This is a genomic window from Mycobacterium asiaticum (assembly GCF_001673315.1).
In the GTDB taxonomy this organism is placed as follows: Bacteria; Actinomycetota; Actinomycetes; order Mycobacteriales; family Mycobacteriaceae; genus Mycobacterium; species Mycobacterium asiaticum_B.
In genome coordinates this window covers 1-25972 of the sequence record NZ_LZLQ01000068.1, presented here as the reverse complement: position 1 = coordinate 25972, position 25972 = coordinate 1, and the positions used below count along the sequence as shown (strand labels likewise).

The window sequence follows — 25972 nt, the reverse complement described above, 5'->3', positions numbered from 1 at the left end:
CGTCGAACTCCGAGCCCACCCCCAGATCCAGCAGGCCCGGGATCGGATTGCCGAACGGAGAAGTCGTCGGGTTGTCGAGCACCTTCACCAGTCGGCGCTCGACGTCCTCGCTCATCACGTGCTCCCACCGGCATGCCTCGGCGTGCACCTCTTCCCACGGCAACCCGATGACGTCGACGAGGAGGCGTTCAGCAAGACGGTGCTTGCGCATTACCGAGACTGCCAGTGCCCGACCCTTGTCGGTGAGTTCCAGATGCCGGTCGCCCGCCACCCGCAGCAATCCGTCGCGCTCCATCCGAGAAACGGTCTGGCTGACCGTCGGCCCGCTCTGCTCCAAGCGTTCGGCAATCCGCGCACGCAGCGGCGTTACACCCTCTTCTTCGAGGTCGTAGATGGTGCGCAGGTACATCTCGGTGGTATCAACCAAGTCATTCATTCAGCATCCTCCGTTGCCGCCGAGTCTACTTCGCCAGCCGCGCGAGTGGTTCGTCCAAAACGCTGCACCGCAGCAGTATGCCCGCCGCGCAAGCGCGGCGGGCACACCGTCTCCTATCAGGCTGTTATCTCGAGGTCGGCGACGCCTCAGCTGGCGTACGACCGCAGGCGGTCAGCCCGCTCGCCGTGGCGCAGCTTGCACATCACGTCGCGCTCTATCTGGCGGACCCGCTCCCGGGACAGTCCGAACAACTTCCCGATCTGGTCCAGGGTGCGCGGTTGACCATCGTCGAGGCCGAAACGAAGCCGGATCACCTGGTGCTCACGTTCGTCCAGAGTCGCCAGCACACTGCGAATGTCGGTGTGCAACAGTTCTGCGATCACCGCGTTCTCGGCGGACATGGCTTCCGCGTCCTCGATGAAGTCACCCAGCGGAGCTTCCTCTTCCGAGCCAACGGGCATGTCCAGGCTTACCGGGTCGCGGCTGTGCTCAAGCAGATCGTTGATCTTCTCGACCGGAATGCCGGATTCGGCGGCCAGTTCCTCGTCGGTGGCTTCCCGGCCGAGGTTTTGGTGCATCTCCCGCTTGATCCGGGCCAGCTTGTTGACCTGCTCGACGAGGTGGACCGGCAGCCGGATCGTCCGGCTCTGGTCGGCCATACCGCGGGTGATCGCCTGGCGGATCCACCAGGTGGCGTAGGTCGAGAACTTGAAACCCTTTGCGTAGTCGAACTTTTCCATCGCCCGGATCAAACCCAGGTTGCCTTCCTGGATCAGGTCCAGCAACGGCATACCCCGACCGGTGTAGCGCTTGGCCAGCGAAACCACCAGACGCAGGTTCGCTTCCAGCAGATGACGACGCGCGGCCTCTCCGTCGCGGACGACGAGTGCCAGATCGCGTTTCCGGTTCTCGCCGAGGCGCTTCCGGGTTTGCAATAGATGTTCGGCGTACAACCCAGCCTCGATGCGCTTGGCCAGTTCAACTTCATCGGCGGCGTTGAGCAACGCCGTCTTTCCGATGCCGTTCAGATACACGCGCACCAGGTCTGCAGCCGGGCTTTGAGCATCCAGACTTTCATCGACCCGGCCTGTGGTGGCATTAGCCATTGCGCCCTCCCGATTGGCTTGTCTTGTCATGTGGTTAACGAGAAGCCCGGTCGCAGAGTTCCCACCCCCATGCCATCTCACACGCTGTGACGTGCAGAAATACGAGGGCGACCTGAGAATGTGCTGAGAAGTGGCGCGGGTGGGCGGACTAGCGGGAACCGTCGGCGTCGATGACCTGCGCATCGGGTTGCGGCTGCGGTGCGCGTCGCGGCTCCAGCGCCAGCCGTTCGGCGGTCGGGAAGAGCGGCGTGCGCTTGCGCGCATGGTCGAACCGTCGAGGTTCGTCGGCGTCACGCGGCGGCCGGTCGTTGGCGATCAGAACAGCCATCCACGGCAACGGAATTGAGGCAGCGACGATCAGCAGTGAGATCAGACCGTTGTGCCAGGCGCCGTAGGCGATGGCCGCCAGCAACAGCGCAGGGATTCGGAACGACATGAGAGTGAGGTACTTGCGCACCCGAGCCCGATGCTGCACCTCGTAGGAAGGTGCGGCAGCGGTGATCAATACCGGCCGGCCCTCGCGATCGAAACCGCCGAGCTCGGCGCCGCGCTTCATCCCTCCACTGTGGCACAAGAAATCGCTTGGCGGTTCCCCGGTGTCAGTGGCCAGCTCGGAAGGCACAATATGTGGCATGGACACCCAGACGATCGAGCGCACCGATGCCGAAGAACGCGTCGATGACGGGACCGGCAGCGATACACCCAAGTACTTCCATTACGTCAAGAAGGACAAGATTGCCGAGAGCGCGGTCCTGGGCAACCACGTGGTGGCGCTGTGCGGAGAGGTATTTCCCGTCACCCGGGCTGCCAAGCCGGGCTCACCGGTCTGCCCCGACTGCAAGCAGATTTACGACCAGCTCAAGAAGGGCTGATCACGTCCCGGGTTTCACGTTCGCGGTGTCCGGGATGGCTTTGGGCTGGGGCGGTTCCGACGGTTCATCCGTGCCCGTCAGGGCGGCGGTGCGCCGCGTCAGCCAGGTCCGCAGCCGGTGGGCGTGCGTCGCCGGCGCCGGCCACTCCTCCTGAATGGCTGCGTTGAGCTCGGCCCCGATCATGATCGAGAAGCCACCGAAGAACGCGAACAACAGGAATGCGATTGGCGTAGCGAGCGCGCCGTAGGTGTAACCGGTGCTGCCGATCCACCTGAGATAAAGACGCAGGCCCAGAGTCGCTACCGCGAATACCACGGTGGCCAGCACCGTGCCCGGTATCAGCCGGTGGGTGGGCAACGGCACCGGAAGGGCTACCCGGTACAGCACGGTCACGCCTGCCATCAGGCTCAGAATCAGCAGTGGGTAATAGCCGTAGTGCAGCAGGTTCTGCAGCCCGATCGGGATGTGCTCGCTTACTTTGCGCGGACCCGCCACGGCTACCGGCGCGGCTACCACCACGAAGACGAGCATCACGATGTAGATGAACAGCGAGAAGAACCGTTGCCGCACCGGGTGCCGTAACGGGGTCTGGTCGTGTGCTTCGACGATGGCGTCGACGAAAGACGAGATGGCCGAGGAGCCCGCCCACAGCGATATGAGAAAACCGAGCGAAGCCACCTCGCCGCCCGCGTGAGTGGTGATGTCGCGGATCGTGGGCTCGATGATTTCGTTGACGACACTGGGTGAGAAGAAGCTGCGAACCGTGGACAGAATGCTATTGACGATCGAGTGCAGCGTGTCCGGACCGAACAGCGGAGCCACCCAGGCCAACGTGCCCAAGATCCCCAACAGCAACGGCGGGGTCGAAAGACACGTCCAGAAACCAGCTTCCGCGGACTCGGAGAAAATCGAGTCATCCCAAGCTTTGGCAAGCGCCCTTTTGAAGGTATGCCACAAATGGTGGCGGGACGGTTTCAGCGTTTCGGCGCTCATCCCGTCCAGCATTACCGAAGACGCCCCGCCCCGCCTTGATTGCGGCGGGCGAGTTCGACGGATTTAGCTGGCGCTCACCTCGAGGACGGCCGCCAGTTCGACCAATTTCGCTTCGTGCTCATTGGCGTGGTGCTGGCAGAACAACAGCTCGGCTCCCGATGGCAGCTTCGCACGCACCCGGGCCGCAGCACCGCAGCGGTCGCAGCGGTCGGCCCGGGTCAATTCGGGACTGGTCAGAGTTGCGTTCATGGCTCCTCCGTTCTGGCGATAATTCACTCTGACAGACGTTCGGAGTTTTCGCCTTGTTCCCCGACCGTTATGAGGTGTGTCGTTTCTCACGGATTTCCGGGGCGCAAAGTGGGCATTCTCGCTAGGATGACTGCCCCCGGTGTTCTGCTTCACCTGTGCGGAATGCGGGACTGGGCGCAAGCGAGTAGGCGCGGCGGCATCGAGCCGGATTCGTCGGCAGGCTTCATCCATCTGTCAACTCCCGAGCAGGTCCATCTACCCGCGAATCGGCTTTTTCGCGGACGTCGCGATTTGCTGTTGTTGCACATTGACGTCTCCGCCCTCGAGGCCACCGTCCGTTGGGAGCCGGGGGTTGCGACGGACCCGGAGTCGATGCTGTTCCCGCATCTGTACGGACCGCTGCCGACGGAAGCTGTCATCAAGGCTGTCGAATACCCGCCGGCACCGGACGGCAGCTTCCCGCCGGTTCAGGCTTCGACGTAGGCGTCAGCCTCGATCTCCACCAGCAACTCGGGTCCGATCAGTGCCGAGACTTCAACCATGGTGGTCACCGGACGGATCGAACCGAATACCTGCGCGTGCACCTCGCCGACATCGCGCCAGTGCGAAATGTCGGTGACGTAGATCCGCGTGCGGATCACGTCGGTCAGCCTCGCGCCGGCCTGTGTCAACGCAATCTCAATGCGGCGCAGCGCATTTCGCGTCTGGTCGGCCACGGTGCTGCCACTCCCGGTGGTGCCCGCCACCGCGACGTACGGGCCCACCCGTACCGCACGCGAGTAACCGACGATCGACTCGAACGAAGAGTCGGACGCGATGTGGAGGCGGTCAGGTGACATGGGCGTCACGGTACGACCGGCTTTTCGGAGGACAACCCACCGGGTAAGCCACCCGGACATCCCGACGTCAGGAGGCATCCATGGGTACGCCCGATCACGTGGAAAACACCGGCAACAACCTTCGTGCGGCCGCCGAGCAACAGGCACAGCACGCCGACGAGGACAAGCTCGAACTGCCGCCGGAAGACCGCGGATTCGCGACGCCGCCCCTCGAAGGCCCGGACGCAGTCGGCTGACGCCCCTGGTACCTCGTCGGCCGGGCCGAAATGGTGCTCCGCGCGGCGGGCAGCAACCTGACTCAGGTCTAGTCCAGGTCTAGTCCAGGTAGTCGCGCAACACCTGCGACCGGCTCGGGTGCCGCAGCTTCGACATGGTCTTGGACTCGATCTGCCGGATGCGCTCGCGGGTGACCCCGTACACCTGCCCGATCTCGTCCAGGGTGCGTGGTTGGCCGTCGGTCAGGCCGAAGCGCAGCCGTACGACGCCGGCCTCGCGCTCGGAGAGGGTGTCCAGCACCGACTGCAGCTGATCCTGCAAAAGCGTGAACGACACCGCGTCCACGGCCACTACCGCTTCGCTGTCCTCGATGAAGTCGCCCAGCTGGCTGTCACCCTCGTCGCCGATGGTCTGGTCCAGTGAGATGGGTTCGCGGGCGTACTGCTGGATCTCCAGCACCTTCTCCGGCGTGATGTCCATTTCCTTGGCGAGTTCTTCAGGGGTGGGCTCGCGGCCCAGGTCCTGCAGCAACTCGCGCTGGATACGTCCCAGCTTGTTGATGACCTCGACCATGTGCACCGGAATGCGGATGGTGCGGGCTTGGTCAGCCATCGCGCGGGTGATGGCCTGACGGATCCACCAGGTCGCGTAGGTGGAGAACTTGTAACCCTTGGTGTAGTCGAACTTCTCCACCGCACGGATCAAACCGAGGTTGCCTTCCTGGATCAGGTCCAGGAACGCCATGCCGCGGCCGGTATAGCGCTTGGCCAGCGAGACCACCAGCCGCAAGTTGGCTTCCAGCAGGTGGTTTTTCGCACGGTCCCCGTCGCGGCAGATCCACATCATGTCGCGCCGCTGGGCGGCCGGAAGCTTCTCGCCGCGATCGTTCAACTCCAGCATCAGCTGAGTCGCGTACAGGCCGGCCTCGATCCGCTTGGCCAGCTCGACTTCTTCCTCGGCGTTCAGCAGCGCCACTTTGCCGATCTGCTTGAGGTAGGCCCGGACCGAGTCGGCCGACGCGGTGAGCTCGGCGTCCTTGCGAGCCTGCCGCAGCGCCTCGGACTCGTCTTCGTCCCAGACGAAGTCCCCGGAGGCCTTGTCCTTCTCGGTCGGCTCGGCGATCTCCTCGTCATCCTCGGCGACGGCTTCGCCTGCCGCGGCGACCGGAGCGGCCTCGCCGTCCTCGGCCTCGGGGTCGACCGCTTCGATTTCGGTCTCCGCGGCCTCGCTCACGACCTCGTCTTCCAGGTCGTCGAGGCTCAGGTCTGCGGCGTCGATCTCGAGATCTTCGCCCGGCTCAACGTCCAGATCGGAATCGGTGTCCAGCTCTTCGGCGCCATCCAGCACGTCAACATCGGTCGAGGCGTCAGCGTCTTTCGGCTTGCCCGCGCCGCGTGCCGCCGGTGCTTTGGCGCCGGCCTTGCGGGTCTTCTTCGCAGCCTCACCGGGAGCGCCGTCCGGCGCGGTCTTGGCGGCTTTGGTTGCCCGCTTTGCCGGAGCGGAGCCGTTGGCGGCTTTGGCCGCCGTGCGCTTGGCGGGAGACTTCGCGGCGGTGCGTTTCACCGGCTCATCGGTGGCCGGAGTTGCCTTCGTCGCTGCCACGTACACCCCTTTGGTCGGACGCACTTCCGGTGGGTTTGGGCATGGTGAACCGAAAGTGTCTGCTATGTCGAATGTCGGCGTTTGATCCAGCGTGAATACTTGCGCGCTAATCGGTTGAGCGGCTGCCGAGGACCATTGTAACTTCACCGAGCAGTTGAACTGGCCGAGCGGACGAAATTCAGTGCGTCACGTCGCGTGTTGACGCCATCGCCGCCCCGACGATGCCGGCGGCGTTCTCCAGCACGGCGGGCACCACTGGGGTGCGGTTTTCCAGCAGATGTACCCATTTGTCGGCCTTGCGGCTGATGCCACCGCCGGCGATGAACAGGTCCGGCCAGATGGCGTTCTCGATCGCTACGAGCACCTTGGTGACCTGCTTGGTCCACTTTTCGTAGGTCCACCCGTTCTTTTCCTTGACCGAGGAGGCGGCCCGGTGCTCGGCCTCCTTGCCGCCGACTTCGAGGTGGCCGAACTCGGTGTTGGGAATCAGTTTCCCGTTGTGAATCACCGCCGAACCGATCCCGGTTCCGAAGGTAAGTAGAACAACCAGGCCTTCGTGGCCTTTGCCTGCGCCGTAGCGCTCCTCGGCGAGCCCCGCCGCGTCAGCGTCGTTAAGGATCGTGACTTCTTGGCCGTTGAGTTCGGCGCTGATGATGTCGCGGGCATTGGTCCCAATCCACGACTTGTCCACGTTCGCTGCCGTCTGCACGATCCCGTGCGTGACGACGCCTGGGTAGGTCACCCCCAGGTGGCCGGTCCAACCGAAACCGTCGACGACTTCGGCAATGGTCTTGGCGACCGCCTCAGGCGTGGCCGGCTGCGGGGTCGGCAGTTTGATACGGTCGCCGACCAACTGCCCGGTGTCCAGGTCGACGATGGCACCTTTGATGCCGCTGCCGCCGACGTCGATTCCGAATCCTTGACGCGGCGCATTGTCGCTTCCGGAACCGGTGCTGGTCATCGGGATCTCCTCGACGAGACGACGTTGTCCGCTCACCTTATAGCGACCATTCCAAGTCGCCGGGTTACGGCGTTCGGGGAGTTGGCACCTGTGGTGCGATAGGCCGGTGACTGCACCCGACAACCGGCCCGAGCGCTTACGCGAGATCGCCGAAACGGTGGCCGCCGAGGCGGCCGCGTTCGTGCGACGCCGCCGCGGCGAGGTCTTCGGCCCGCAGAACGGATCGGCAACCGGAACCACGGTCCGCTCCAAAACCACTCCGACCGACCCGGTGACGGTGGTGGACACCGAGGCCGAACACCTGTTGCGTGATCGGCTGGCAGAACTTCGGCCCGGTGATCCGATCCTGGGGGAGGAGGGCGGCGGGCCGGCCGCCTCGGAGACCACCAATTCCGACGCGGTGACATGGGTCCTCGATCCCATCGACGGCACGGTGAACTTCGTGTACGGCATCCCGGCCTACGCGGTGTCAGTCGGCGCGCAAGTCGGCGGGGTCTCGGTGGCGGGTGCTGTCGCCGATGTGGTTGCGGGCCGGGTGTATTCGGCTGCGGTCGGGCAGGGGGCGCACCTCACTGACGCCAGCGGCGCCACCGCTTTACGGTGTACCGACGTCGACGATTTGTCGATGGCGTTGCTGGGCACCGGATTCGGGTACGCGCCGCGGCGGCGGGCCCACCAGGCCGCGTTGTTGGAGCAGCTGCTGCCGGTGGTCCGCGACGTGCGCCGGATCGGCTCGGCGGCGCTGGACCTGTGCATGGTCGCGGCCGGCCAGTTGGACGCGTACTACGAGCACGGGCTGCAAGTGTGGGATTGCGCGGCGGGTGCATTGATCGCCGCCGAGGCAGGGGCGCGGGTGGTGCTGCCGCAGCCGGACGTGTGCGGTGCGGGGCTGGTGGTTGCTTCCGCGCCGGGTATCGCCGATCAGCTGCTGGAGACCCTGCGGCGATTCGGCGGAACCGCTCCGATCCTGGATTGAGTTCTCAGCAACTGGTGGAGTGGATCTTGGTCAGCAGCGTGCGGTCTGCCGGTTCGTTTGCCCCGGGGCGCAGGGTTGCCAGCACCGCGTCGATGTCGTCGTTGTGTGCCAGGGAGCTGAATTCGGTGCCCAGGGCGAGGTCGACCGTGTCGTCACCGCGTCCGTCGTGAAACAGCTCGGTGCACGGTGCCACCAGCCACAGTGCCGCCGCGGCCGCCTGCCCGGCGGTGCCGAAGCGGATCTGGCCCTGACAGGTCAAGCGGGTGCCGGCATAGACGGGGTCGTTCGCCGAAGTCGGTTGGGCGAAGCCAAGATCCTTCAAGGCGCCCGCGGTGTCACCGGCTTGGCCGCCGCGGCCGCTGGCGTTGAGCACGCGGACCCTGGTGTCGCTCAGCTTGGCCGGTGTGACGTCCATCATTTCGCTGCGGGAAACCTGTTCGCCGAGCTTGGTCGGGATCTCGGTACCGGTCGGCTCGGGCGGAGGGTTGCACACCGCGACCTCGTGGATGTCCGTCGGCCGGGTCAGTGCGATCGTCCATACCACGGCAGTGGCGACGACCAGCAGAATTACGACGACGATGGCAGGGCGGGGGTTGCGCCGCCGGAAGGGCCGACCATGCTTGTCGAAGGCTGTACCCTCGGTAATCTGTGCGACCACACAAGCACTCTAATCGCACGGTCTCCACACCGTTTGAGCCCGTAAACAAGGGTTAATCCACTGGTGTGAGGTAAATCACAGACGATTCACACGCAATACGGGCACGAATCATTTGGTGCGAGCGTTCGACGCTGGTACAAAGCGTTCCTTGGACTGACGAGGGCATAGAGGGGACAGGACGGATAGACGATGCCTACCGACTATGACGCTCCACGGCGCACCGAGACCGACGACGTCTCGGAAGACTCGCTGGAGGAGCTGAAGGCACGACGGAACGAAGCTGCGTCGGCTGTTGTCGACGTCGACGAATCCGAGTCTGCCGAGTCTTTCGAGCTGCCTGGCGCCGACCTCTCCGGGGAAGAGTTGTCGGTACGCGTAGTTCCCAAGCAAGCAGACGAGTTCACTTGCTCGAGTTGCTTTTTGGTGCAGCACCGCAGCCGGTTGGCGAGCGAGAAGAACGGCTTGATGATCTGTACTGACTGCGCAGCCTGACGGGCGAACTCAGCTTCTCAGGGCCGACAGCACCCGCTCCGGGTGTCGGCAACTCACCAGCCAGTACGGGGTCGGATCGTCGGGGTCGTCGAGAACCAGCAGGATCATCGGACCCACCCAGGCGCGATGCACCACGTACGCCGCCGGATCCAGTTGGCGGCCCAGTGCCGCCGACTTCGCGGTCCGCGCTATCTCGGCGGAGCGGGAGATGACGTCGACGGGCAAATGCGCGTTGCCGGCCCACAATTGGACGGTGCCGTCGTCGGCGGTCACCCGGATCTCGACGCGGCCCAGCCAGAACAACACGCCGGTCGTGATCGCGAACAAGACGGCGAACGGCAACCAGTCGGGTAGCGACCGCAGCCCGAGGTTGAATTCGTACGCGACGATCCCTGCCAGCAGGAAACTCAGCGGCCACCACCACCACGGGACCCATAGCCGTTCGCGATATCGCACGCTCTGCGGCGCGACGCGCGTTTCCGACACGGGGTCAAGGGTAGTCTGTGCCCCCGTGTCGACCAGTCTGGCCGTAGTACGTCTCGATCCGGGTCTCCCGATGCCCAGCCGCGCGCACGAGGGCGACGCGGGGGTCGATCTGTTCAGTGCCGAAGACGTCGAACTGGCGCCCGGGCATCGCGCTCTGGTGGGCACCGGGGTCGCGGTGGCAATTCCCTTGGGGATGGTCGGACTGGTACACCCGCGCTCTGGATTGGCCTCGCGGGTGGGGCTTTCGATCGTCAACAGTCCCGGCACGATCGATGCGGGTTATCGTGGCGAGATCAAAGTCGCGCTGATCAACCTCGACCCCACCACGCCGATAGTGGTGCATCGCGGTGACCGCATCGCTCAGTTGCTGGTGCAGCGGGTCGAATTGGTCGAGCTGGTTGAGGTTTCGTCGTTCGACGAGGCCGGGCTGGCCAAAACATCCCGTGGCGACGGTGGCCACGGTTCCTCCGGCGGACATGCGAGTTTGTGAGATGGCATTCGGAAGACGTAAAGACGACGACACCAGCGCCAGCGGCGCAGAGTCGGCGGTTGAATCGACCGCTGACGACGCGACGGACGACGAGATCGAGGGTCCGTTCGACATCGAGGACTTCGACGACCCCGCGGACGCCGCGATGGCCCGACTCGATCTGGGCTCGGTGCTGATACCGATGCCATCGGCGGGCCAGGTGCAGGTCGAACTCACCGAAACCGGTGTTCCCAGCGCGGTGTGGGTCGTCACGCCCAACGGTCGCTTCACCATCGCCGCCTACGCGGCGCCCAAGACCGCGGGCCTGTGGCGTGAGGTGGCCAGCGAGCTGGCCGACTCGCTGCGCAAAGACTCGGCCAAGGTCTCGATCAAGGACGGACCGTGGGGTCGCGAGGTCGTCGGAACCGCGTCGGGCGTGGTCCGCTTCATCGGGGTCGACGGCTATCGGTGGATGATCCGCTGCGTGGTCAACGGACCGCACGAGACCATCGACGCATTGACCGATGAGGCGCGGGAAGCCTTGGCGGACACGGTGGTTCGGCGAGGGGATACGCCGCTGCCGGTGCGCACGCCGCTGGCGGTCCAGCTGCCCGAGCCAATGGTGCAGCAGCTGCGCGAGGCCGCGGCAGCCCAGACGGCCGAGCAAGGCGGGGCGGTGGCCGAGCAGCAGCCCACCGACGAGGCGGTCACCCGCCGCGGCGCCGAAGGGTCGGCCATGCAGCAGCTGCGCAGCACCAGCACCGGGGGTTAGCCGACGTTCCCGGCAATCGGGCCTGTGGTGAGCGCATCGAGCGTGCGGTGAGCGCACCGAGGCTGCGGTGAGCGCTCGAGCGTGCGGTGAGCGCCTCGAGCCTGTGGTGAGCGCATCGAGCCTGCCGTGAGCGCGTCGAACCTGTGGTGAGCGCATCGAGCCTGTGGTGAGCGCATCGAGCCTGCCGTGAGCGCACCGAGCCTGCCGTGAGCGCCACCTGACGGCGTCAATCGCGCGTTGGCCGCAGTCTCGGCGCCGTCAGCGCAGCCTCGGCGAGCGCGGCCAGGCAGGCCGCGCCCAGCGCGGCCGTATTCGCGCCGATTTCGGCCAGCGTCACCGTGTGCAGCGCGGCCCGCGGCGCCGCTCTCACCCAGTCGACGCCAACCTGTAGCGGATGGATCGGGTCGTCGACCGCCGCGGCCACGCCCAGCGGCGGCACCAGCCGGGCCAACTCGGCCCCGCTAGGTGCTAGGTAGCTCGCCGCTTCCTCCATCGCGTCCGGCAATTGGGGCCACTGAGCCCACCAGGACCGGGCCAGTTCGTCGGCCAACCAGGGCGGGCTGGACGCTCGCATCTGGGCCGTCGTGGCCTCCAGGCCGTCACGGCGCAACTGCGCCGCCGTGTAGCGCGCGGCGTGCGCGGCCGGAGCAGCGCTGGAATCCCCCGTCCAGGCCGGCAGGGCCGCCAGCACCGCGACGGTCTGCTCCGGATGGTTCAACGCCCAGGAGGCGGCCACCGCGGCACCAATGGACACCCCGCCCACCGCGACCGGCCCGCGGCGGGCCGCTTCGTCGAGCGCTGTCCGGTAGCCGTCGATCAGCCGACCGGGTTGCGGGGCGGGTGTGCTCAACACCGCACCGACACCGCTCAGGGGACCCGAGAATGCCCGGCGGACGTAGTCGTCGTCGGATCCCGTCCCAGGCAGCAACACGGTTGTGACACCGCGTAAGTCGACAGCCATTCCCTCATCCTGCCGGGTCGGTGAAAACTACGTTCAGATCGGTGGTTTCATCCATGTGGCATCAGGGAACCAACAGGTCTACGGTGACCGTTGACATGTTGGAATGCTGATAGCTGGCAAACCTTCTTAGCGACGTCGAAGTGTCAGGAGTGGCCATGGGGGCCCAAGGGTATCTACGCCGGCTCACCCGTCGGTTGACGGAAGACCCGGAGCAACGCGACGTCGAAGAACTTTCCGATGAAGTCCTCAATACCGGCGCGCAGCGCGCCATCGACTGTCAACGCGGCCAAGAGGTCACGATGATAGGCACGCTGCGCAGCGTGGAAACCAATGGCAAGGGCTGCTCGGGCGGCGTCCGGGCAGAGTTGTTCGACGGCAGTGACACCGTGACCTTGGTCTGGCTGGGTCAGCGGCGGATCCCTGGCATCGACTCTGGGCGCATGCTGCGGGTGCGGGGGCGGCTCGGCAAGCTCGAGAACGGCACCAAGGCCATCTACAACCCGCACTACGAAATCCAGCGGTGACGGTTTCGGCTTACCGTGGGCGATAACCGCTTCAGCGCCGAGCGGCTACTGGCGCAGTCCGGTGGTGTCAGCGGGCTCATCTACTCCTCGCTGCCGGTTGTGACGTTCGTCATCGCATCCAGCGTCGCTGGGTTGCTGCCTGCCATCGGCGCCGCGTTGATCACGGCTGCGCTGGTGTTGGCATGGCGGCTGATCCGCCGGGATTCGGTCCAGCCGGCGGTGTCCGGGTTTTTCGGGGTCGCCGTCTGCGCGCTGATCGCCTACCTGGTGGGGCAGTCCAAGGGTTACTTCCTGCTGGGCATCTGGATGTCGCTGGTGTGGGCGGTCGTTTTCGCCGTGTCGATCCTGATCCGCCGGCCGGTGGTCGGTTTCCTGTGGAGCTGGGCCAGCGGCCGCGACAACAGCTGGCGGGAAGTGTCCCGGGCGGTCTACGCCTTCGACATCGCGACGTTGGCCTGGACGCTGGTCTTCCTCGCTCGTTTCGCCGTCCAGGGACATCTCTACGAGCTCGGGAAGACAGGCTGGCTCGGGGTGGCACGGATCGCCATGGGATGGCCGCTGACGGCGCTGGCCGCGTTGGTGACGTACGGGGCCATCAGGGCCGTCCTGCGCGCCGTGCCGGCGCAGGAGCGTGCCGTCGACGCAGACCCAGTACTGGACTAGGTTCCGGTCACGCGGTCGGCAGCAGCAGCTTCCGTAGGTCCTCTTCGGCTTCGGTGATGGCCACAAACAGCAACTCATCGCCGCCTTCCAGTGGCTCGTCGCCCTCCGGGACGATCACCCGTGCTCCGCGCAGAATCGTTACCAGTGAGACATCACGTGGCAACTGCAGCTTGCGGACCGGCTTGCCGCCCCACGGGGTGTCGTCGGGCAACGTGATCTCGACCAGATTGGCCTGACCCTTGCGGAACTCCATCAGCCGCACCAGGTCGCCGACGGCGACGGCCTCCTCGATCAGCGACGCCAGCATCCGCGGGGTGGACACCGCTACGTCAACACCCCATGCGTCGGTGAACAGCCATTCGTTGCGCGGATCGTTGACCCGTGCCACCACGCGGGGGACCGCGAACTCCGTCTTGGCCAGCAGGCTCAGCACCACGTTGACCTTGTCGTCACCGGTCGCTGCGACGACCACGTCGAAGTCCTCCAAGTGCATCGATTCCAGCAGGCTCAGCTCGCAAGCGTCGCCAAGCAGCCAGTGAGCGGCCGGAATGGCATCGGTGTCCAGGTGGTCGGCATTGCGCTCGATCAACGTGACGTCGTGAGAGTTGGCGACAAGTTCGCGAGTGACCGAGCGGCCCACCGCGCCTGCCCCAGCGACAGCTACCTTCATTTGCGCCACTCCTCAACCCCGGCTTCGCCGGCGTCTTCGTCGTCGCCGCGCTTCATTTGCGCCACTCTCCCCCGCAAGCGGGCGGTACCCCCACAACCCCGGCTTCGCCGGCGTCTTCGTCGTCGCCGCGCTTCATTTGTCCAGATCCTCGCTGGGCGGCAACGCGGCGATTGCCACGGCTTCGGCGGCGCGGCCGGAAATAGCTGCGACATACACCTGGTCGCCGGCCTGCAGGACGGTCTTGGGTTCTGGCAGAACGCCGGCCCCGAAGCGGAGCAGGAAGGCCACCCGGGCGCCCGTGGCCTGCTCGAGGTCAGTAGCGCGATGCCCCACCCAGTCCTCGTGCAGGACCACCTGGGCGACGGCGACGGTACCGGTGGGATCTCGCCATTTGGCGGTCTCCGTCTCCTGCGTCAGCGCGTTGAGCAGGCGATCGGTGGTCCATGGCACCGTGGCGATCGTCGGGATGCCGAGGCGCTCGTAGACCTCGGCGCGTTTCGCGTCGTAGATCCGCGCGACCACCCGCCGCACGCCGAAGGTTTCCCGGGCCAACCGCGCCGAGATGATGTTCGAGTTGTCGCCCGAGGACACCGCGGCGAACGCGTCGGCGCCCTCGATCCCCGCCTTCAGCAGCACATCGCGGTCGAACCCCTGGCCGAGTACCCGGTCCCCGGCGAACTCGGGGCTGAGCCGGTTGAAGGCGGCACTGTCGCGGTCGATAACCGCGACGTCATGGCCGATCCGCGACAGCCCGTCGGCCACCGACGACCCGACCCGGCCGCACCCCATCACAACCACCCGCACTGAGAGGTCCTTTCGGTTGTGTTCTGCGAACCGATTTCGGTCATGAAAATTCTGGCGTAGGGAACGCTACCGCCAAACCCACGTGGGCTTACTCTTGGCTCTCGTGTCCAAACTTTCAACCGCTGCGCGCCGATTGCTCATCGGTCGGCCGTTCCGCAGCGACCGGTTGAGCCACACGCTGCTACCCAAGCGGATTGCTCTGCCGGTGTTTGCCTCCGACGCACTGTCATCGGTGGCCTATGCACCCGAAGAGATCTTCCTGATGCTGTCGGTGGGTGGGCTGGCGGCGTACTCGCTGGCGCCGTGGATCGGGCTGGCGGTGGCCGCGGTCATGCTGGTGGTGGTGGCCAGCTACCGGCAGAACGTGCATGCCTACCCCTCCGGTGGCGGCGACTACGAGGTGGTCACCACTAACCTCGGCGCGAACGCCGGTCTGACGGTCGCCAGTGCGTTGATGGTGGATTACGTGCTGACCGTTGCGGTTTCGACGGCATCGGCGATGTCGAACATCGGCTCGGCGGTGCCGTTCGTGGCCGAGCACAAGGTGTGGTTCTGCGTGGCCGCGATCTTGTTGGTCACGGCGCTGAATCTGCGTGGGGTCCGCGAATCGGGGTTGGCGTTCGCGATCCCGACATATGCGTTCATCATCGGCGTCGCGGGCATGCTCGGCTGGGGGCTGTTCCGGATTTTCGTGCTGGGCAACACGCTGCAGGCCGAGTCGGCCAGGTACCACATGCATTCAGAACACGGCAAGATCGTCGGGTTCGCGTTGGTGTTTTTGATGGCGCGCGCGTTCTCGTCGGGCTGCGCGGCGTTGACCGGTGTGGAAGCCATCAGCAACGGCGTGCCAGCGTTCGAGAAGCCGAAGTCGAAGAATGCGGCCACCACCCTGCTGATGCTGGGCACCATCGCGGTGACCCTGCTGATGGGCATCATCGTGCTGGCCAAGAAGACCGGGGTGCAACTTGTCAGCGACCCCGCGCAATTGCCGGGCGCACCGGCGCAAAAGACGTTGGTGACCCAACTTGCGCAGACCGTGTTCGGCAACTTTCACATCGGCTTCGTGCTCATCACCGCGGTGACCGCGCTGATCCTGGTGCTGGCGGCCAACACCGCGTTCAACGGGTTCCCGGTGCTCGGCTCGGTGCTCGCCCAGCACAGCTACCTGCCCCGTCAACTGCACACCCGTGGCGACCGATTGGCGTTCTCCAACGGAATCGGATTCCTCTCGTTCTCCGCCCTCCTGGCGATTGTGGCGTTTCGTGCTGAGCTGAGCGCCCTCATCCAGCTGTACATCGTCGGGGTGTTCATTTCGTTCACGCTGAGCCAGATCGGCATGGTGCGGCACTGGACCCGGCTGCTGCGAACCGAGACCGACCCGCTGGCGCGGCGGCAGATGGTCCGCTCAAGAGTGGTCAACACCATCGGGTTCATCGCGACTGGCACGGTGCTGCTGGTGGTGATGGTCACCAAGTTCCTGGCCGGAGCGTGGATTGCCGTGGTCACCATGGCGTTGTTGTTCGGGCTGATGAAGCTGATCCGCCGGCACTACGACGGCGTCAGCCGGGAACTGGCCGAGGAAGCCGCCGAGCACGGCAGCGAAATCGTCTTGCCCAGCCGAAATCACGCGCTGGTGCTGGTGTCAAAGCTGCACCTGCCGACACTGCGTGCGCTGGCCTACGCGCGAGCCACCCGGCCCGACGTGCTCGAAGCCGTCACGGTCAGTGTCGACGACGACGAGACCCGTGAGCTGGTGCACCAGTGGGAGGAAAGCGATATCAGCGTGCCGCTGAAGGTGATTGCCTCTCCGTACCGCGAAATCACGCGCCCCGTCCTCGATTACGTCAAACGGGTCAGCAAGGAATCGCCTCGCACGGTGGTGACGGTGTTCATCCCGGAATACGTGGTGGGTCGCTGGTGGGAACAGTTGCTACACAACCAGAGTGCCCTTCGGCTCAAGGGCCGCTTGTTGTTCATGCCTGGCGTGATGGTGACTTCCGTTCCGTGGCAGCTGACTTCGTCGGAGCGCATCAAGGCATTGCAGCCGCACTCCGCTCCCGGCGACGCGCGGCGGGGCATCTTCGATTGATTCCTGAAACTGCTTGCGCGGAGCTGACTCTGGTCGCCGGGGCGCCCGCTAACGGTGGCAGTTGCGTCGCGCACCATGAAGGACGGGTGGTTTTCATCCGCTACGCGCTGCCCGGAGAACAGGTCCGGGCGCGGGTGACGGCGGAGCGTGGTTCCTATTGGCACGCCGAAGTCATCGAGGTGATCGAACCATCGGCGGATCGAATCGAGCCGCTGTGTTCGATCGCCGGAGTGGATGGCTCCGGGTGTTGTGACCTGGCATTCGTGCAACCGGCCGCGGCGCGGTCGCTGAAGGCTCAAGTGGTGGCCAACCAACTCGAACGTCTCGGCGGATACAGCTGGTCCGGTGTGGCCGAACCACTTTCGGATGCCGGGCCGACGGGTTGGCGCACCCGAGTCCGCCTCGGGGTGGGGGCGGACGGTCGTCCCGGGTTTCATCGCTACCACAGCGACGAACTCGTAACCGATCTGCGCTGCGGGCAGCTGCCCGCCGAAATGGTGGACGGACTGGACGAGATGTCGTGGCCGCCGGGCGCTCACGTGCATGTGGTGTTGGACGACGACGGGCAGCGCCACGTGGTGCACACCGTGCGCACGGGCAAGCGCACGGTGTCGAAAGTGACAGAAGGTAACTACCACGCGATGCAGCGAGTGGGTCAACGCAGCTGGCGGCTACCGGTGACGGCGTTCTGGCAGTCCCACCGCGACGCTGCCCGGGTCTACAGCGATCTGGTCGCCGACTGGGCGCAACCCGCTCCCGGAACGACCGCCTGGGATCTTTACGGCGGCGCCGGGCTTTTCGCCGCCGCGCTCGCCGACGGGGTGGGGGAGTCGGGGCGGGTATTGACCGTCGACACCGCGCGGGGAGCCTCGGGTGCGGCGCGCGCCGCCCTGGCCGATCTGCCCCAGGTCGACGCGGTCACCGGATCGGTGCGCCAGGTGTTGGCGGCGCAGGATAGGAGTGCCGAGGTGGCGGTGCTGGATCCACCGCGATCGGGTGCCGGCCGCGAGGTGATCGATCTGCTGGCAGCCGCGGCCGTCCCTCGGGTTATCCATATCGGTTGCGAGGCAGCATCTTTCGCCCGCGATGTGGGACTGTATCGTGGCTCCGGCTATGCGGTGGACGAGATCAGGGTTTTCGACGCGTTCCCGATGACTCACCACGTGGAGTGCGTTGCGTTGCTCACGCTGGGACAGCAGCCGTGAACGATTCCGCCCATTACGCGTTGATCGTCCTGTTCTCCAGTGCACTGGGATTGATTGCGGTGCTGGCGAACCGCCTCACCGAACGGGTGAAGGTTCCGGTGGCCCTGCTGGTACTGATCGGCGCGGCCGTGACCGTGCGCGCGGTGCCCGCCGTGCAGGCACCGTCCGAGCAGACCGTGGAGCGGGTACTGACGGTGGCGCTGGTACTCGTGTTGTTCGACGGCGGAATGCATATCGGGCAGCGGCGGTTTCGCGCAGCGATGGGCCCCATCTTGTCGGTCGGCGTCCTGGGTACTGCCCTCACTGTGGCCGGCGCGGCGCTCCTGCTGCACTACGCATTCGGGATCAACTGGTACGCAGCGGTTCTGGTCGCCACCGCGGTAGCTCCCACTGATCCCGCGGTCGTCTTTGCGGTGCTGGGCAAGCGTGAGATCGCTGGACGTAGCGGCGCCATCCTGGAAGGCGAGTCCGGCGCCAACGATCCGGTCGGCATCTCGTTGATGGCAAGCCTGATCACCGCCGGCGGTCTCAGTGCGGCCGGCTTCGCCGAGGTGGGAACCGAATTCGTGCTGCAGATGGCGATCGGGGGGGCCGTCGGCGTGATCGGTGGCCGCGCGCTCCTGGTGTTCATGCGCCGCGTGGCCTTGCCTAGCGAGGGCCTTTACCCGCTCCGAACGTTGGCATGCAGCCTTTTGCTGTACGGCTTGGCCACGCTGGCGCACGGCTCGGGGTTCCTGGCGGTGTTCGCTGCCGGAATCATGCTCGGTGACGCTCACGCGCCATACAAGCCGGAGATCAAACGTTTCCATGCCGCCCTGGCCGGTCTGGCCGAGATCTTTGCGTTCGCCGTCCTGGGATTGACCGTCGACCTGCGCATCCTCACCCATCCCGATGTGTGGATTCCGGGGATCGTGCTGGGCCTTGCGCTGACGGTGGTGATCCGGCCGTTGGCGGTCGGCGCCTGCCTGGTTCCGGTGGAACTACGGCGCAACGAGCGACTCTTCATCCTCGCCGCCGGTCTCAAGGGCGCGGTGCCGATCCTGCTCGGTGAGTTCCTGCGGGCCGCACATATAGCCGACGCGGAACGGTTGTACGGCATCGTCGTCGTCGTGGTCGCGTTCTCGGTGCTGGTGCAGGGCAGTTCGGTACCCGGTATCGCGCGGCTGTTGCGGTTGCCGATGCGCACGGTGGAGACCCAACCGTGGGAGGTCAGCGTCCGGTTGCAGGACGAACCGCAAGGCGTTCACCGTTTCCACGTTGCCGCCGCATCGGGCGCGGAGGGATGCACGATCGAGGATCTGGGCGAACACGTGGGCGACATCTGGGTGAGCATGGTCGTCCGCAATGCCGGTCTGGTGCCGGTGCGGGGTGACACCGCGCTGCGCGCCGGTGACGAGGTCGTCGTCCTGGCCGATCCCGAACTTCACGAGGCCCTTGCCGACCTGTTCGGTGCTGAGTAGCCGTGCACTGTCGCGCGCGCTGCGTAGACTGGCCAAATGCTGGAACAGATCCGCGGGCCTGCTGATCTGCAGCACCTTTCCCAACAGCAGCTAAGCGATCTGGCGCAGGAGATTCGCGAGTTCCTGATCCACAAAGTTGCTGCCACCGGGGGGCACCTGGGCCCGAACCTCGGCGTCGTCGAACTCACTTTGGCGCTGCACCGGGTGTTCGACTCGCCGCACGACCCGATCATTTTCGACACCGGCCACCAGGCGTACGTGCACAAAATGCTGACCGGACGGGCGCACGATTTCGAGAGCCTGCGCAAGAAGGGCGGGCTGTCGGGGTATCCCTCGCGTGCCGAAAGTGAGCATGACTGGGTCGAATCCAGCCACGCCAGCGCGGCGTTGTCCTACGCCGACGGCCTGGCCAAAGCATTCGAGCTGAGCGGCCACCGCAACCGGCACGTGGTCGCGGTCGTCGGCGACGGCGCGCTCACCGGCGGCATGTGCTGGGAGGCCCTGAACAACATCGCGGCATCCAACCGGCCTGTGATCGTCGTCGTCAACGACAACGGCCGCAGTTATGCGCCGACGATCGGCGGTGTGGCCGATCATCTGGCGACCCTGCGGCTGCAGCCCGCCTACGAACAGCTCCTCGAGCGGGGCCGCAACGCGATGCGGTCCATGCCGGTGGTCGGCGAGGTCGCCTACCACCTCCTGCACAGCGTGAAGGCAGGCATCAAGGATTCTTTGTCGCCGCAGTTGTTGTTCACCGACCTCGGACTCAAGTACGTCGGGCCGGTCGACGGGCACGACGAGCGGGCGGTGGAGGTGGCGCTGCGCAGCGCCCGCGGCTTCGGCGCCCCGGTGATCGTGCACGTCGCCACCCGCAAGGGGATGGGGTACGGACCGGCCGAAGCCGACGTGGCCGAGCAGATGCATTCGACGGTTCCGATCAACCCACTCACCGGCCTGGCCACCAAGGTCGCCGGTCCCGGCTGGACGGCGACATTTGCCGACGCGTTGATCGCCCACGGTCGGCGTCGTCGCGACATAGTGGCCATCACCGCGGCCATGCCGGGGCCCACCGGGTTGTCGGCCTTCGGGGAGGCGTTCCCGGACCGGTTGTTCGACGTCGGCATCGCCGAGCAACACGCGATGACATCGGCGGCCGGGCTGGCGATGGGCGGCATGCACCCGGTGGTGGCGATCTACTCGACGTTCCTCAACCGGGCGTTCGACCAGATCATGATGGATGTGGCGTTGCACAAGCTGCCCGTCACGATGGTGCTCGACCGGGCCGGCATCACCGGTAACGACGGCGCCAGCCACAACGGGATGTGGGACTTGTCGCTTCTGGGCATCGTGCCCGGCATCCGGGTGGCCGCGCCCCGCGACGGCACCCGATTGCGCGAGGAACTCGGCGAGGCGCTCGAGGTCGACGACGGTCCGACTGCCTTGCGGTTTCCCAAAGGCGATGTGGGCGAAGACATTCCGGCAATCGAGCGACGTGGCACGGGTACATCGGGTATCGACATGCTCGCGGTGCCGGCAAGCGGCCTGAACACCGATGTGCTGCTGGTGACGGTCGGCGCGTTCGCGGCGATGGGCCTGGCGGTTGCCAAGCGGCTGCACAACCAGGGGATCGGCGTGACGGTGATCGACCCGCGCTGGGTGTTGCCGGTGCCCGCGGGCGTGCGGGATCTGGCGCAGCAGCACAAGCTGGTGGTGACGCTGGAGGACAACGGGTTGGCCGGCGGAGTGGGCTCAGCGGTGTCGGCGGCCCTGCGCGGCGCCGAGATCGACATCCCCTGCCGCGACATCGGTGTGCCGCAAGCGTTCTACGAACACGCCTCACGCGGTGAGGTGCTGGCCGACATCGGCCTCACCGACCAGGATGTGGCTCGCCGCATCACCGGATGGGTTGCCGCGTTGGGTAGTTCGTCGGTGGAACAGAGCGAGATCAGCGAGCGCCTCGACTAGCTGCCGGGCTGCGCTGCCCGGATCATCGCGGCAGCCAACGCGGGAACCGCGAGTTCGCGCTGCCACGGCCGCGCTTGGCCGGCGCGCAGAAACTCCTCGATGACGGTGGCCGCATCTGCGGCCCCCGCCCCCAATTCGTCCCAATCCCAACACAATCGGCGGATCAGGTCCGGTGCGACCAGGTTCTCCGCCGGAATATGCACCCGTCCCGACAGTTCGCTCAGCGCCGCGCGCACGGCTTCCAGTCGCGCCGCCGCGTCCGGTTTGCGCCTGCCCCAGCGGGACGGCGGGGGTGGCCCGTTCGGCACATCCACCACGTGCGGCGGATCCTGGTTCTGCCGGGCCGCCTGCAGCGCTGCAAGCCACATCGAAGCGCTGCGACGCTGGTTGCGCCCGCCGAACACCGGTAACGACACCAGATCGTCGATCGTTTGCGGGTCGGCCAGTGCGGCCTCGATGATGGCGGAATCCGGCAGGATGCGGCCTGGCGCGATGTCGCGGCGCTGGGCGATGTGGTCGCGTGTCATCCACAGTTCGCGGACCGCGGCCAGCCCGCGGCGGTCGTGCACCCGGTGAATGCCTGATGTTCGCCGCCACCGGTCCCGCCGTCCCGGGGTGGCTGTTCTTTCTTCGTAGGTCCGCAGGTACTCGAATTCCTGTGCGGCCCAATCGGCTTTACCTTGCTCGGCAAGGATATCGGCTTCGACGGCGCGCAATTCGATGAGCAGTTCCACGTCCAGGGCGGCGTAGTTGAGCCAGGCCGGGGGCAGTGGACGTTTGGACCAGTCGGCAGCACCGTGGCCCTTGGCCAATCGCTGACCCAGCAACCGCTCGACCATTGTCGCGAGGTTCACCCGGTCGAAGCCGGCCAGGCGGCCGGCGAGTTCGGTGTCGTAGAGCGCCGGGGGCCGCAGGCCGACCTCAGCCAGACAAGGTAGGTCCTGGTCAGCGGAGTGCAGAATCCATTCGTCTTGGCCGAGCACTTCAGCGACCGGTTGCAGCACGGTCAGCGGGTCACCGCCGTGACTGACCGGGTCGATGAGCACGGTCCCCGCACCCGACCGGCGGATCTGAATCAGGTAGGCCCGATTGGAGTAACGGAAGCCCGAAGCGCGTTCGGCGTCCACGGCGAATGGACCCCGACCATGATCGAGTTGTTCTGCGGCTGAGGCGATTTGGTCGACAGTGACGGACAGTTCCGGCATACCGTCGGCTGGGTGCGCGAGCAGCGGAGCTTGACTTTCTTCGGGGTCCGTACTGCCCGGCGGATCAGTCTCACCAGGAGACGGGTCGGGATGCATGTCAGGCGCGTGACCGTGAGTTCAGGTCGGTGACACCCGCCGGCGGCAGACCCGCGGCGTGCTCGAGGACATCGCAGAACGCCTGGACGTGGGTGCCCACATCCGGGGTGGTGGCCGTCCAGGAGGCCCGCAGCTCCAATTGGTGGGCGCGGGGGGGACCTGAGATGTCGCCGTATCGTACCGACGTAGTGGCCGTGACCGTCCCGCCAAGCGCCGTCATGTGTTCGGTGTGCGAGTCCAGCGCTTCGGACAACCAACTCCACGCCACCTCGGGCAGCAGTGGGTCGATCGCTTCATGCGAGTCGAGGTCCGCCTGGATATAGGCGACCAGACGGATGGTGCCGTCCCACGCGTCGGACCCGTCCGGGTCGTACAGCAGGATCAGTCTGCCGAAGGCGTCACCCTCGGACCGCTCCGGCACGATGTCCAGATCCGGGTGTTTGACCTCGGCTCCCAGCGCGTAGCTGAACGGTGCCAGCCGTTGCGGGGGACGGATGGGCCCGAGTTCGATTTCCGGCCGGACGGTGACACCGTTCATCGCCGCTACCGCTTCGCGGAATGGCTCAGGTTCGACGGCAGACGTCACAGGTTTCGACGGTAGACCTATGTCCGGACACGCGCTAAAAGGCGCGCCGTACGGCGGCTAGCTGTCGGGGCGGTCAGCAAAGCGTGCCGGACGCTTCTCGCGGTGCGCGGCCAACCCTTCGCGCACGTCAGGGCCGCTGAATCCGATGAATTCCAGGCCGAGCGAGGTCTCGAACGCGGGTGCGAACATGCGGTACCAGTGGTTGAGGCTGTGTTTGGTCCAACGGATCGCATTCTGGGCCCCGGCGGCCAAGTGGTCAGCGATGCGCGTTGCGGTGGACAGCACGTCATCGTCGTCGACGCAGGTGGACACCAGGCCGATACGTTCGGCTTCTTCGCCGGAGAGCGGCTCGCAGGTGAGCAGGTAGTACTTCGCTTTGGCCATGCCGACCAGCAGCGGCCAGCAGATCGCGGCGTGGTCGCCGGCCGCGACGCCGAGCTTGGTGTGCCCGTCGATGATTTTGGCCGATCTGCCTGCCACCGAGATGTCGGCCAACAACGCCACCACCAGGCCCGCGCCCACGGCCGGACCCCGGATTGCCGATACCACCGGCTTGTCGAAGTTGACCAGGTTGAGTACCAGGTCGCGGGCTTCGCGCATGATCCGCAGCCGGCCTTCGTAATCACCGATCGTCTCGTCGATCAGGTCGAAGCTGCCGCCGGAGGAAAATGCTTTGCCCTCACCGCGGACCAGCACGGCTTTCACCTGTGGATCGCGGTTGATCACCGGCCAGACGTCGGCCAGGTCGCGGTGCATCTGGGGGCCCACCGAGTTGAGGCCGGGCGCATCGAGGACCAGGTTCAGCACGCCGTTGTCGTTGGGTTCGCAGCGCAGGCTCGGGAAGTCGTCATAAGTTGCGGGCATCGGCCTAGATGTTACGGAATGGCTGCATGGCAGCATTGATGCCAGTGAATACTTCTGCGTGCATTCGTCGTGACCTCCCGAAGTCGCCCTATCTGGCAGCCGTCGCCGGCCGTGAACCGAGCCGGGTACCCGTGTGGTTCATGCGGCAGGCCGGCCGCTCGCTGCCCGAGTACCGCGCTTTGCGCGAGCGGCACAGGATGTTGGACGCGTGCTTCGAGCCGGAAGTGGCCTGCGAGATCACTCTGCAGCCGATCCGCCGTTACGGCACCGATGCGGCGATCCTGTTCTCCGACATCGTGGTGCCGATGCGTGCCGCCGGGGTTGATCTGGACATCGTTCCCGACGTCGGGCCGGTGATCGCCGACCCGATCCGCACGGCATCCGACGTCGAGGCCATGAAACCGCTCGACGCTCAGGCCATTCAGCCGGTGCTGGATGCGGTGGGCCTGTTGGTTGCCGCGTTGGGCGAGGTGCCGCTGATCGGATTCGCCGGCGCGCCGTTCACCCTGGCGTCCTACCTGGTGGAGGGCGGTCCGAGCCGCCACCACGCCCGGACCAAGGCGATGATGCTGGCCGAGCCGCAGACCTGGCATGCGTTGATGGCCAAGCTCGCCGACCTCACCATCGCCTTCCTGCGCGGGCAGCTGGAAGCCGGGGTGGATGCGATTCAGGTGTTCGATTCGTGGGCCGGGACGCTGTCGCTGGCTGACTATCGCAACCTGGTGTTGCCGCACAGTGCCCGGGTTTTCGCCGAGCTGGCTGAATACGGGGTGCCCATGACGCACTTCGGGGTGGGGACGGCTGAGTTGTTGGGGGCTATGTCCGAGGCTCTGAAAACGGGGAACAGTCCGGGCCGGGCCCGCGTCGTCGGCGTGGACTGGCGCACCTCGCTGACCGACGCCGCGAGCCGGGTGGAGCCGGGGACGGCGCTGCAGGGAAACCTTGATCCGGTGGTGGTGCTGGCCGGGTGGCCGGTGGCCGAACGCGCCGCGCGTGCCGTCGTCGACGACGGCCGCCGCGCCGTGCAGGCGGGTGCGGCCGGCCACGTCTTCAACCTCGGGCACGGGGTGCTGCCCGAGACCGATCCCGGGATATTGACCGATCTGGTGGCGCTGGTCCACTCGCTGTGACACACACGTATTGCGTTGTCGGCGGCGGGATTTCGGGGCTTACCGCCGCCTACCGGCTGCGGGTGGACGTCGGTGACGACGCCACCATTGTCTTGTTCGATCCGGCCGCGCGGCTGGGCGGGGTGCTGCGCACCGAACTGGTGAGCGGCCTGCCGATGGATATGGGCGCCGAGGCGTTCGTGCAGCGGCGACCCGAGATTCCGGCGTTGCTGGCGGAGTTGGGGCTGTCCGACCGGCAGCGCACCACCACCGGTTTGCGGCCACTGATCTACAGCCAGGGGCAAGTGCATCCGTTCCCGGTCGAGACGGTGGTCGGTATCCCGTCGTCGGCGGCGTCGCTGGCAGGGCTGGTCGACGAGGCCACGCTGGGCGCCGCTGCCCGCAGTCCGATGGTGGCGGCGGACCCGGCATAGACCCCGCTGAGCAGCGGATCGACCGACCGGGTCACCACCTGTTCGCCGAACCGGTCTGCCACCAGCTCGGCGGCGGACGGATCGGCACCGGGTTGCCAGCGCAATGGCCGGCCGGCTTCGGCACCGATGCGGTCCAGCGTGGCCTCGTCGACCAGCCCTGCCAGCGACGCCGCCGACGACGGGATACCGACCACCGTCTCGACCGGGAAC

30 protein-coding genes and 1 pseudogene are annotated in these 25972 nt (G+C 66.2%); 15 read left to right on the top strand and 16 right to left on the bottom strand.

Translation table 11 applies throughout. The annotated features are described in order from the left end of the window. The 3 genes from A5636_RS10720 to A5636_RS10710 form a co-directional block, all read right to left on the bottom strand. Positions 1-436, bottom strand: a 436-nt coding sequence (locus A5636_RS10720; RefSeq protein ID WP_172827208.1) for a metal-dependent transcriptional regulator, incomplete at its 3' end; no start/stop codon positions are given. 146 nt (positions 437-582) lie between these two features. After that, positions 583-1572 (bottom strand): sigma-70 family RNA polymerase sigma factor SigB, encoded by a 990-nt coding sequence (gene sigB / locus A5636_RS10715; RefSeq protein ID WP_301336708.1) that lies wholly within the window; start codon positions 1570-1572, stop codon positions 583-585. A 118-nt stretch (positions 1573-1690) separates the two neighbouring features. Continuing rightward, positions 1691-2098, bottom strand: coding sequence for a DUF3099 domain-containing protein (locus A5636_RS10710; RefSeq protein WP_065158614.1), 408 nt, complete (start codon positions 2096-2098; stop codon positions 1691-1693). 76 nt (positions 2099-2174) lie between these two features. On the opposite strand from A5636_RS10710, the gene A5636_RS10705 reads away from it, so the two are divergent. Next, complete coding sequence (locus A5636_RS10705) at positions 2175-2414, top strand: DUF3039 domain-containing protein (RefSeq protein ID WP_065158613.1); 240 nt, start codon at positions 2175-2177, stop codon at positions 2412-2414. Here the strand turns inward: A5636_RS10705 and A5636_RS10700 are convergent, their stop codons facing one another. Next, positions 2415-3407 (bottom strand): YihY/virulence factor BrkB family protein, encoded by a 993-nt coding sequence (locus tag A5636_RS10700; protein WP_065158619.1) that lies wholly within the window; start codon positions 3405-3407, stop codon positions 2415-2417. It abuts the gene before it with no gap. Between the two features lie 63 nt (positions 3408-3470). Next, a complete protein-coding gene (locus A5636_RS10695) occupies positions 3471-3656 on the bottom strand; it encodes a DUF7455 domain-containing protein (RefSeq protein WP_065158612.1) in 186 nt (61 codons plus the stop codon). A gap of 126 nt (positions 3657-3782) precedes the next feature. On the opposite strand from A5636_RS10695, the gene A5636_RS10690 reads away from it, so the two are divergent. Next, positions 3783-4139: a DUF952 domain-containing protein gene (locus A5636_RS10690; RefSeq protein WP_065158611.1), complete on the top strand. Its 357-nt coding sequence runs from the start codon at positions 3783-3785 to the stop codon at positions 4137-4139. On the opposite strand, the gene A5636_RS10685 is transcribed toward A5636_RS10690, so the two are convergent. Further along, positions 4124-4495: a RidA family protein gene (locus A5636_RS10685; RefSeq protein ID WP_065158610.1), complete on the bottom strand. Its 372-nt coding sequence runs from the start codon at positions 4493-4495 to the stop codon at positions 4124-4126. The two genes, A5636_RS10690 and A5636_RS10685, sit on opposite strands and share 16 nt — an antisense overlap. Before the next feature lie 80 nt (positions 4496-4575). Here A5636_RS10685 and A5636_RS26105 point away from each other — a divergent pair, with 80 nt between their 5' ends. Then, on the top strand, positions 4576-4731 hold the full coding sequence (locus A5636_RS26105; protein WP_155763745.1) for a hypothetical protein: 156 nt from the start codon (positions 4576-4578) through the stop codon (positions 4729-4731). A 79-nt stretch (positions 4732-4810) separates the two neighbouring features. Here the strand turns inward: A5636_RS26105 and A5636_RS10680 are convergent, their stop codons facing one another. Beyond that, positions 4811-6319 carry an RNA polymerase sigma factor gene (locus A5636_RS10680; RefSeq protein WP_437339818.1) on the bottom strand — a complete coding sequence of 503 codons (1509 nt, stop codon included), beginning with the start codon at positions 6317-6319 and terminating at the stop codon, positions 4811-4813. 172 nt (positions 6320-6491) lie between these two features. Then, entirely contained in the window at positions 6492-7274 is a 783-nt protein-coding gene (gene ppgK, locus A5636_RS10675; protein WP_065158609.1) for a polyphosphate--glucose phosphotransferase, read from the bottom strand. A gap of 106 nt (positions 7275-7380) precedes the next feature. Here ppgK and A5636_RS10670 point away from each other — a divergent pair, with 106 nt between their 5' ends. Next, positions 7381-8250 carry an inositol monophosphatase family protein gene (locus A5636_RS10670; RefSeq protein ID WP_065158608.1) on the top strand — a complete coding sequence of 290 codons (870 nt, stop codon included), beginning with the start codon at positions 7381-7383 and terminating at the stop codon, positions 8248-8250. 4 nt (positions 8251-8254) lie between these two features. On the opposite strand, the gene cei is transcribed toward A5636_RS10670, so the two are convergent. Further along, positions 8255-8908 carry an envelope integrity protein Cei gene (gene cei / locus A5636_RS10665; RefSeq protein ID WP_065158607.1) on the bottom strand — a complete coding sequence of 218 codons (654 nt, stop codon included), beginning with the start codon at positions 8906-8908 and terminating at the stop codon, positions 8255-8257. 189 nt (positions 8909-9097) lie between these two features. Between cei and A5636_RS10660 the strand changes: the two genes are divergently transcribed. Further along, entirely contained in the window at positions 9098-9400 is a 303-nt protein-coding gene (locus A5636_RS10660) for a DUF4193 domain-containing protein (RefSeq protein WP_065158606.1), read from the top strand. 9 nt (positions 9401-9409) lie between these two features. Here the strand turns inward: A5636_RS10660 and A5636_RS10655 are convergent, their stop codons facing one another. Continuing rightward, positions 9410-9886, bottom strand: a complete 477-nt coding sequence (locus tag A5636_RS10655) for a DUF3093 domain-containing protein (protein ID WP_065158605.1) — start codon at positions 9884-9886, stop codon at positions 9410-9412. 25 nt (positions 9887-9911) lie between these two features. On the opposite strand from A5636_RS10655, the gene dut reads away from it, so the two are divergent. Both dut and A5636_RS10645 read left to right on the top strand, forming a co-directional pair. Then, positions 9912-10376, top strand: a complete 465-nt coding sequence (dut, locus tag A5636_RS10650) for a dUTP diphosphatase (RefSeq protein ID WP_065158604.1) — start codon at positions 9912-9914, stop codon at positions 10374-10376. Next, positions 10363-11127: a DUF3710 domain-containing protein gene (locus tag A5636_RS10645; protein WP_437339817.1), complete on the top strand. Its 765-nt coding sequence runs from the start codon at positions 10363-10365 to the stop codon at positions 11125-11127. The genes dut and A5636_RS10645 overlap by 14 nt, the downstream gene beginning before the upstream one ends. A 226-nt stretch (positions 11128-11353) precedes the next feature. On the opposite strand, the gene A5636_RS10640 is transcribed toward A5636_RS10645, so the two are convergent. Beyond that, complete coding sequence (locus tag A5636_RS10640) at positions 11354-12088, bottom strand: hypothetical protein (protein ID WP_065158602.1); 735 nt, start codon at positions 12086-12088, stop codon at positions 11354-11356. Positions 12089-12243: 155 nt separating this feature from the next. Between A5636_RS10640 and A5636_RS10635 the strand changes: the two genes are divergently transcribed. Then, the gene (locus tag A5636_RS10635) at positions 12244-12612 is read left to right on the top strand and encodes an OB-fold nucleic acid binding domain-containing protein (protein WP_036354998.1); all 369 of its coding nucleotides are present in this window, start codon (positions 12244-12246) and stop codon (positions 12610-12612) included. A gap of 15 nt (positions 12613-12627) precedes the next feature. After that, positions 12628-13275 (top strand): DUF3159 domain-containing protein, encoded by a 648-nt coding sequence (locus A5636_RS10630; protein WP_065158601.1) that lies wholly within the window; start codon positions 12628-12630, stop codon positions 13273-13275. Between the two features lie 7 nt (positions 13276-13282). On the opposite strand, the gene A5636_RS10625 is transcribed toward A5636_RS10630, so the two are convergent. Further along, positions 13283-13945, bottom strand: a complete 663-nt coding sequence (locus A5636_RS10625) for a potassium channel family protein (protein ID WP_065158600.1) — start codon at positions 13943-13945, stop codon at positions 13283-13285. A gap of 132 nt (positions 13946-14077) precedes the next feature. After that, entirely contained in the window at positions 14078-14749 is a 672-nt protein-coding gene (locus tag A5636_RS10620) for a potassium channel family protein (protein WP_155763744.1), read from the bottom strand. Positions 14750-14852: 103 nt separating this feature from the next. On the opposite strand from A5636_RS10620, the gene A5636_RS10615 reads away from it, so the two are divergent. The 4 genes from A5636_RS10615 to dxs are packed head-to-tail and all read left to right on the top strand — an operon-like array spanning position 14853 to position 21468. Continuing rightward, a complete protein-coding gene (locus tag A5636_RS10615) occupies positions 14853-16838 on the top strand; it encodes an APC family permease (RefSeq protein WP_065158599.1) in 1986 nt (661 codons plus the stop codon). Beyond that, the gene (locus tag A5636_RS10610; RefSeq protein WP_155763743.1) at positions 16835-18043 is read left to right on the top strand and encodes a class I SAM-dependent RNA methyltransferase; all 1209 of its coding nucleotides are present in this window, start codon (positions 16835-16837) and stop codon (positions 18041-18043) included. The genes A5636_RS10615 and A5636_RS10610 overlap by 4 nt, the downstream gene beginning before the upstream one ends. After that, positions 18040-19503 (top strand): cation:proton antiporter domain-containing protein, encoded by a 1464-nt coding sequence (locus tag A5636_RS10605; RefSeq protein ID WP_065158598.1) that lies wholly within the window; start codon positions 18040-18042, stop codon positions 19501-19503. The genes A5636_RS10610 and A5636_RS10605 overlap by 4 nt, the downstream gene beginning before the upstream one ends. A 36-nt stretch (positions 19504-19539) precedes the next feature. Then, positions 19540-21468 (top strand): 1-deoxy-D-xylulose-5-phosphate synthase, encoded by a 1929-nt coding sequence (dxs, locus tag A5636_RS10600; protein ID WP_065158597.1) that lies wholly within the window; start codon positions 19540-19542, stop codon positions 21466-21468. On the opposite strand, the gene A5636_RS10595 is transcribed toward dxs, so the two are convergent. The 3 genes from A5636_RS10595 to A5636_RS10585 form a co-directional block, all read right to left on the bottom strand. Then, the gene (locus tag A5636_RS10595; protein WP_065158596.1) at positions 21465-22769 is read right to left on the bottom strand and encodes an HRDC domain-containing protein; all 1305 of its coding nucleotides are present in this window, start codon (positions 22767-22769) and stop codon (positions 21465-21467) included. The two genes, dxs and A5636_RS10595, sit on opposite strands and share 4 nt — an antisense overlap. Position 22770: 1 nt before the next feature. Next, complete coding sequence (locus A5636_RS10590; protein WP_253900562.1) at positions 22771-23307, bottom strand: DUF3000 domain-containing protein; 537 nt, start codon at positions 23305-23307, stop codon at positions 22771-22773. A gap of 105 nt (positions 23308-23412) precedes the next feature. Beyond that, entirely contained in the window at positions 23413-24219 is an 807-nt protein-coding gene (locus tag A5636_RS10585) for an enoyl-CoA hydratase/isomerase family protein (protein ID WP_065158594.1), read from the bottom strand. Positions 24220-24257: 38 nt separating this feature from the next. On the opposite strand from A5636_RS10585, the gene hemE reads away from it, so the two are divergent. Beyond that, positions 24258-25349 carry a uroporphyrinogen decarboxylase gene (gene hemE, locus A5636_RS10580; RefSeq protein ID WP_172827209.1) on the top strand — a complete coding sequence of 364 codons (1092 nt, stop codon included), beginning with the start codon at positions 24258-24260 and terminating at the stop codon, positions 25347-25349. Continuing rightward, positions 25346-25759 (top strand): annotated as a pseudogene (locus tag A5636_RS10575) (NAD(P)-binding protein); the annotation flags it as partial. The gene hemE and the pseudogene A5636_RS10575, both read left to right, overlap by 4 nt. Between the last annotated feature and the right edge of the window lie 213 nt (positions 25760-25972).